Source organism: Endozoicomonas sp. SESOKO2 (assembly GCF_024606245.1).
Lineage (GTDB): Bacteria > Pseudomonadota > Gammaproteobacteria > Pseudomonadales > Endozoicomonadaceae > Endozoicomonas_A.
In genome coordinates this window covers 1-6,956 of the sequence record NZ_JAHHPQ010000268.1, presented here as the reverse complement: position 1 = coordinate 6,956, position 6,956 = coordinate 1, and the positions used below count along the sequence as shown (strand labels likewise).

The window sequence follows — 6,956 nt, the reverse complement described above, 5'->3', positions numbered from 1 at the left end:
TAAGCAATACATCGAACAGCAGGATAGACCGCATTAGGAGTCCTATCGGACTCCGAGCTATCCTTCCCAGCACTAGAAGTACTGGGCTTGACGCTCTTTCCGGTCATCTTCCATAGTAGAAGCATCCCACAATACCATAAACGTAAATACCGCCATGCTCAGACCTGCTACGGTGCATCTGAATGTTTTTGTGCCGGCCTGTAAATGACTGTGCCCAAGAAGCACAAAAAAAACGATGAGTATCTTTAAAATTCTATGCTGTCCAATTCGGTCTCTAACCATCGAAACGTCCAATGCCTGATTTATTCTGCAGACCAGTATAGATAACTTTAAAACCGCTGCTTTTAAAAAGGATAAGCGTTAGAAATGCTGCTCAAAAACAAGTTTCTGGAAATGAGCAGACCATCCCGATTTGAGAGCGGTTGTAGCCGACTGTTTACTGATTCTTTTGAGTCGTGCTCTGCTTCGATGTTAAGAGCTTACTGAACTGATGCCTCGACCTGCCGAAGGGTTTTGATCAACCTTGTGCATGATTATCTTAAGCCCATAATCCTGAACAATCGGCCAGATGCACGCTCATTTCATATTGGAAGAGGTCAGGAATGCATACTTATCTTGTTGTTAGGCTACTTTGCACATAGCTGGATAAAAATGTATGGATTTAACGATGAACAAAACCCTCTACACGGTGTTTCTTTTGTTGTTGTTCCCGTTGTCTGTCATTTGCAAGGCCGAAAACCTAACAGGACGTTTTGTTGTCGAATTTGTGCCGGATCGTGGTTCAGTTTCTCCGGATCATATCTTTTCTATAAAGCCCGACCTGAATACATTGTCGGGCAGCTCGCCGGACATTGAGGGTACAAACGGTTTCAACGACCCGGATTTTCCGGCTGATGACAAACGACATGGACTTAATGGTTACGGATTAACAACAACCCTTATTGAGTCGATTTCGTGGCAATTGCTTTGTGCCACTCCGCTGCTGGTTGCTTATGAACTGGCTCTGACCACCAATGACACCTCTCCAGACTTCAAAACTTATTCCCGGCTAACTTTAGAAACGTTTATCGCTGTTGGCTCGCTGTTAAACAGCTATTGGAACCTCAATTCACCGATGTTTAACCCCATGGGACAACCAGAGGCGAATCAGGATCACCCGTTTGCGATCAACACCATGACGTTTGGTCCCAGAAATAACCCAAAACAAGGCCAGTCATCCAACTTATCCACCCAGCAAACCTCAGGGACAAACACCCAAGTTAAAGGCATTGTCACAAGTTACCCGCATTCTGACTCTGGCGGTGGTAGCGAAAACCCCGAACAACAACAGCAGCATACTTTCGGTTTCAATTGTTACGTAGATAACTGTCATGGCGTTTGTCGATTCCGACCACCACCCGTTAAAGAAGATCTGGTTGGAGCAGGTGAGTGCCCTATATGCTTTATGACGTTTAAAAATGTGACTGTTACCCCCTGTTGTTCGCAGCAAATTGACACAGACTGTTTACGAAAGGTGTTTTTGAGCCCTTCACAACTGTCAGCGAAAACCTGCCCATATTGCAGAGCAAGCCTGTATTTTTTAGCACAATCACCGGATTTTACAGCAAACGCAGGGGCACATCGGGACTTACGAGCTCCTCATAACGAGCCCTCTGGCATCGGTTCCTCACAAACGAGCTCTTTCGTTAACACTACGAGACGCGGGCGAATGATCTGTGACGTGACCATAGTCGGCGAACATGGTCAGCTGCGGCCATGCGGGAGGGCTTTTAACAATCCCAGAGCCCTGTCAAGTCATAGATACAGATGTCACCATAGCGGGGAACAAATCTGTGAGGAGATAGTAATCAGCGAGGGTGGCCAGCGGCGGCGGCCATGCGGGAGGGTCTGCCCAAATGCCAGAGCCCTGTCGATTCACAGAAGCAGACACCACACCGGGCAACAAACCTGTGGCGAGACCGTCATCGGTCGGGATGGCCAGCGGCGGCCATGCGGGAGGGTCTGCCCAAATGCCAGAGCCCTGTCGATTCACAGAAGCAGACACCACAGCGGACAACAAACCTGTGACGAGACCGTAATCGGCGAGGATGGCCAGCTGCGGCCATGCGGGAGGGTCTGCCCAAATGCCAGAGCCCTGTCAGTTCACAGAAGCAGCTGCCACAGCTGGCAACAAACCTGTGACGAGACCCTAATCTGCGAGGATGGCCAGCTGCGGCCATGCGGGGCTATCCTCACAAATGCCAGAGCACTGAGCGATCATAGATTGAGATACCACACCGGGCAACAAACCTGTGACGAGACCATAATCAGCGAGGATGGCCAGCCCCGGCCATGCGGGAAACTCTGCAGAAATGCCAGAGCTCTGCAGGATCACAAATCCAGATACCACAGCCGGGCAGCAAACTTGTGACCTTATCATAATCGGCGAGGATGTCCAGCCGTGACCATGCGGGATGGTCTGCCCAAACGCCGGAGCCCTGTGGAACACAACACCTCTCCGGTCAGAGCCGAAGAGGTATCAGTAAGAAAGGAGTTAATAAAAGCGTTACAAACTCAAAACTTTCTCGCCGCGAGCGATACCCGTAGTACCACTACGAACCACTTCCAGCACCTGAGTCTGACCGATAGCGGCAATAAAGCCATCCAGTTTGTCCTGGGTACCGGCCAGCTGAATGGTATAAACCGAGCTGGTGACATCGACTATCTGCCCCCTGAAGATGTCCGCAGTGCGTTTTACTTCAGCTCTCAGTGGGCCGCTTGCACGTACCTTAATGAGCATCAGTTCACGTTCAACATGATGGCCTTCGGTCAAATCCACCAGCTTAACGACATCAATCAGCTTGTTGAGCTGCTTGGTGATCTGCTCAATCACTTGTGGATTACCGGAAGTGGTCACTGTCAGACGAGACAACGTCTCATCTTCAGTAGGCGCAACGGTCAGGGTTTCAATGTTGTAATTACGCTGGGAAAATAACCCGACAATACGTGACAAGGCGCCCGGCTCGTTTTCTACCAGTACAGAGATAATCCGTCTCATCAGGTTCTCTCCGTCTTGCTGAGCCAGAGGTCACACATGCCGCCATCCTTGATTTGCATCGGATAGACATGCTCATTGGGATCAACCTGAATGTCCATAAATACCAGACGATCTTCCAGAGAAAAGGCTTTTTCCATCGCAGGCAGCAGCTCCTCCGGGCGAGTGACCCTTATACCTATATGTCCATAAGACTCTGCCAGTTTAACGAAGTCAGGCAGAGACTCCATGTAGGAGTGTGAGTAACGGCTGTCGTACTGCATATCCTGCCACTGTCGTACCATACCCAGCGCCTGGTTGTTGATGTTAATCACCTTCAGGTGCAAATCATATTGCAGGCAGGTTGACAGTTCCTGAATATTCATCTGGATACTGCCTTCACCGGTCACACAGGCCACCTGTTCCTCAGGGAAGGACAATTTGATACCCATGGCCGCTGGCAGGCCGTAACCCATGGTGCCAAGACCACCGGAGCTGATCCAGCGATTCGGCTTGTTAAAACGATAGTGCTGGGCAGCAAACATCTGATGCTGACCTACGTCGGTGGTCACAAAGGCATCACCTTTGGTAACTTGATAAAGAGACTCAATCACCTGCTGGGGCTTGAGAATGTCGTCAGCTTTCTCATAAGTAAACAGGCCTTTTTCTCTCCAGGAATCAACGCTTGCCCACCATTCTGCCCGAGCGGCATTGTCCTGAGAACCCTGATACTCGTCTAACTGAGAGAGCATGTTTTCCAGAACAGCATCGACCGGTCCCACGATGGGGATGTCGGCCACAACATTTTTGGAAATGCTGGCCGGATCTATATCTATATGGATGATCTTGGCGTCCGGACAGAACTTTTCAGTATTATTGGTCACCCGGTCATCAAAACGGGCACCCACCGCCAGAATCAGGTCGGATTGATGCATGGTTTTGTTGGCACAATAGCTGCCATGCATTCCCAGCATTCCGACAAACTGACGATCAGACCCCGGGAAACTCCCCAGACCGTTCAAAGTATTGGTGACAGGCACGTCCAGCTTTCTGGCCAGTTCTGTCAGTAACTTTGATGCCTGTCCCAAAACCACACCACCACCGGCATAAATAACCGGTCTGCGAGCTTTCATCAGCAGTTCAACCGCTTTGCGAATCTGCCCGTTATGACCCTTGGCAGGCGGGTTGTAAGAACGGATTTTGACCTTTTCCGGGTACTTGTACTCGTATTTCTTTGTCAGGTCGGTAATGTCCTTGGGAATATCAACCACCACAGGACCTGGCCGCCCGGTCTGGGCAAGATGGAAAGCCTTGCGGATAACCTCTGGAATATCTTCAGCTTTCTTCACCAGGAAGCTGTGCTTGACGATAGGTCGGGAGATACCCACCATATCCACTTCCTGGAACATGTCAGTCCCGATAAAGCCGGACGGTACCTGACCCGAAATCACCACCATGGGAATAGAATCCATATAGGCGGTGGCAATACCAGTGATCGTATTGGTAGCGCCTGGTCCTGATGTCACCAGCGCAACTCCGGGCTTACCTGTAGCCCGAGCATAGCCGTCAGCCATATGGGTAGCTGCCTGTTCATGGCGCACCAGAATATGGGTAACGGCTTTTTGTCTGAAGATCGCGTCGTAGACGTGCAACAAGGCTCCACCAGGATACCCGTATATATACTCTACCCCTTCATCAGCCAACGAACGGACCACCATGTCCGCGCCGGATAAAAGCTCCACGTTTGCTTACCCTCGGCAGTACTAATTATTAGAAATGAATCGGCTTGACGCCGTTGAGCTAATGCTCATGAACAGCCCATGCTGCCTGAGCGGTTAGGGACTCCGGCCTCTCTTTTTTCACAGCGTACAAAGCAACAAACGCTGTACTCAAGGCCTCAACATTCCTGTATGGGTAGGGTCAGGAATCTGGCACATGACGCCCGGCAAGGCTCATCTGCCAGCATTCCAAGGAATGCTCTGATCAGGGAATGGATAAGTCCCCCGGATTGTCGCATAAACCCCCGAATTCACCTGATTAGGTAGCCCCGGGAGGACACATTCTTTACCTTCACTGGAGCAGAGTCAATAGCGGAACGTAGCAGAATTACGGAAATTGCGTACATTTTAGTGGTAAGGATAAGTATTCAAGATAATCACCACCCTGTCACTCACCCTCTGGCTTTAGCTCAACATCCAGACTCGAACGACAGCGAACGTCCAACCTCAGCGTCGTCTTATCTTATAGTCTGAGAACGTAGCCATGCCCATTTTCATAGTGATCGTCAGCAGAACGACCACTCGCAGAGTGTTACTGGAATTCTTAGATAAGCATGATAGAGGGAACCCGTTTTATTACATGAAATCGGGCAGGGTGAAGGATGATTCCAAATCGTATTGGGGACAGAAGTTCAATAACCTTGTTCAGTTACATGGAAGACTGACAAGACTCGATTCAGCGGCATAGCCTTTAAATCAGTGGTTGCCAACAGGCAATCCACCGGATTTTATCATTGGGTGGCGTGTTAGTTGTTGGGGAGGCGTTGACGGATGAGTAATTCTAACTGTTCTATTTTTTCGTCGCTACGTTTAAAGCCTGCATGGGTGGCTTCAGTAAGAGCACCAATGGCAGTTTTAATTTCTGAGAGTTCACGGTCATGCTGTGCAAAGCGCAAGCCATTTTCCCGCTGGTTTTCCATTACAATCTTATGTGTTTCCCCGGTAATCTAGATGAGCCGGTGTACGGCGTTATCCAGCGATTCAAAATAGGATTCAAGTCTCCCTGCACGATGCTCCAGTGACATACCGCGTTTCGTTATCATTTATTGTGAAAGCAGTCAGCATAGCAGATATTGAGAGATTGCACGGAGACACCTAACATACCTACTCAGGGACATCCTTATCGGTTGGAAACATAATGCCTACTCAGGGACATTCTGATCGGCTGGTAACATAATGTCTGGTTCAGCCTCACCGCCAATGACGTCGTCGGGTTGAGGGGCGCAGCCTCGGAAAGAACTGGAAGAATTGTTATGTTGCAGCTTGTGGCACAAAACTGATTTTTACTTTATACCCAATCGCCTTTGCATAATCTTCGATAGTTGACAACTTTGGAGATGTTTTAGAATTTACATTCTCCAAGCGTGAAATATTACTTTTTTGCGTATGCAGAATTTCAGCCAGTTCTTCCTGGGTTAAGCCTGCTTCTTTACGAAGGGCAATAAGCTGCTTACGTAATTCATAAGCAAGCTCAAGCTCTTCGTACTCTGCCCTCACTTTTGGATTTTCAAGAGCTTTTTTCTTGAAATCAGAAAATGTTGGTCTTGTCATTTTTTGACCTCCTTCATCCGCTTTTTGGCAAGATCCAGCTCTTTTTTAGGCGTTTTCTGTGTTTTCTTGATGTAGGAGTTGAGGATGATGACCTCTTGCCCCTTGACCTGACAAAACAGAGAACGACCTATGCCTTCTTTGCCTTTTGCTCTGATCTCGAAGAGACCATCACCCATTGGAGCTGTATATGGCTTGCCCAAAGCAGGGCCAAATTCTTCAATCATTTCAGCTAGATGGATGAAGTTAGCCAAGATTCCCTCGGGGAAGCTCAGGGTCTCTTCCTCTACCTTCTTGCTGTAAAACGTAACTCGCCACTTCATACAGAAAGGTTATCATACTTGATAACTCTTGCAAGAAATAGTTCCCTGATATTTGTGAAGAGCCTGCTTGCTGCAATATATGGAGGAGACCGGGGATGCTGAAACTTTCAAACAGATGATCACTGATCTGCCTGCTGAGCAGGCGGTAGAGACTGTGAGAAATGCTTCGTTTTTTGGGCGGTTGATGGGTTTGAGTAAGTCAGTATTTCAGCTACGAATTTCAGACAATAGCTCTGGACGATTGTCCAGCAGTCTGAACAGTTTTACCAGTGAAAGTGGTGGTTTGGTTTTGCC

7 protein-coding genes are annotated in these 6,956 nt (G+C 48.8%); 1 reads left to right on the top strand and 6 read right to left on the bottom strand.

Going from position 1 to position 6,956, the window contains the following annotated elements; all coding sequences use genetic code 11:
• The first annotated feature begins 655 nt into the window (after positions 1–655).
• A complete protein-coding gene (locus KDK17_RS06280; protein WP_257287619.1) occupies positions 656–2,410 on the top strand; it encodes a hypothetical protein in 1,755 nt (584 codons plus the stop codon).
• Between the two features lie 135 nt (positions 2,411–2,545).
• On the opposite strand, the gene ilvN is transcribed toward KDK17_RS06280, so the two are convergent.
• From ilvN to KDK17_RS19490, 6 genes are all read right to left on the bottom strand, one after another.
• The gene (gene ilvN, locus KDK17_RS06275; protein WP_257275023.1) at positions 2,546–3,037 is read right to left on the bottom strand and encodes an acetolactate synthase small subunit; all 492 of its coding nucleotides are present in this window, start codon (positions 3,035–3,037) and stop codon (positions 2,546–2,548) included.
• On the bottom strand, positions 3,037–4,755 hold the full coding sequence (locus KDK17_RS06270; RefSeq protein WP_257275024.1) for an acetolactate synthase 3 large subunit: 1,719 nt from the start codon (positions 4,753–4,755) through the stop codon (positions 3,037–3,039). The genes ilvN and KDK17_RS06270 overlap by 1 nt, the downstream gene beginning before the upstream one ends.
• A 782-nt stretch (positions 4,756–5,537) precedes the next feature.
• Positions 5,538–5,711, bottom strand: coding sequence for a hypothetical protein (locus KDK17_RS06265; protein ID WP_257282247.1), 174 nt, complete (start codon positions 5,709–5,711; stop codon positions 5,538–5,540).
• 331 nt (positions 5,712–6,042) lie between these two features.
• Positions 6,043–6,342, bottom strand: coding sequence for a helix-turn-helix domain-containing protein (locus KDK17_RS06260; RefSeq protein WP_257275026.1), 300 nt, complete (start codon positions 6,340–6,342; stop codon positions 6,043–6,045).
• The gene (locus KDK17_RS06255) at positions 6,339–6,662 is read right to left on the bottom strand and encodes a type II toxin-antitoxin system RelE/ParE family toxin (RefSeq protein WP_257282248.1); all 324 of its coding nucleotides are present in this window, start codon (positions 6,660–6,662) and stop codon (positions 6,339–6,341) included. Before KDK17_RS06255 ends, KDK17_RS06260 begins: the two co-directional genes overlap by 4 nt.
• Positions 6,663–6,869: 207 nt before the next feature.
• Complete coding sequence (locus KDK17_RS19490) at positions 6,870–6,923, bottom strand: hypothetical protein (protein ID WP_373691566.1); 54 nt, start codon at positions 6,921–6,923, stop codon at positions 6,870–6,872.
• Positions 6,924–6,956: the final 33 nt, after the last annotated feature.

What these genes read in the sequence shown, in the direction of transcription:
- KDK17_RS06260 (WP_257275026.1), bottom strand. Translation starts at nt 6,342, where the DNA reads ATGACAAGACCAACATTTTCTGATTTCAAGAAAAAAGCTCTTGAAAAT.
- KDK17_RS06255 (WP_257282248.1), bottom strand. Translation starts at nt 6,662, where the DNA reads ATGAAGTGGCGAGTTACGTTTTACAGCAAGAAGGTAGAGGAAGAGACC.
- ilvN (WP_257275023.1), bottom strand. Translation starts at nt 3,037, where the DNA reads ATGAGACGGATTATCTCTGTACTGGTAGAAAACGAGCCGGGCGCCTTG.
- KDK17_RS06280 (WP_257287619.1), top strand. Translation starts at nt 656, where the DNA reads ATGGATTTAACGATGAACAAAACCCTCTACACGGTGTTTCTTTTGTTG.
- KDK17_RS06265 (WP_257282247.1), bottom strand. Translation starts at nt 5,711, where the DNA reads ATGGAAAACCAGCGGGAAAATGGCTTGCGCTTTGCACAGCATGACCGT.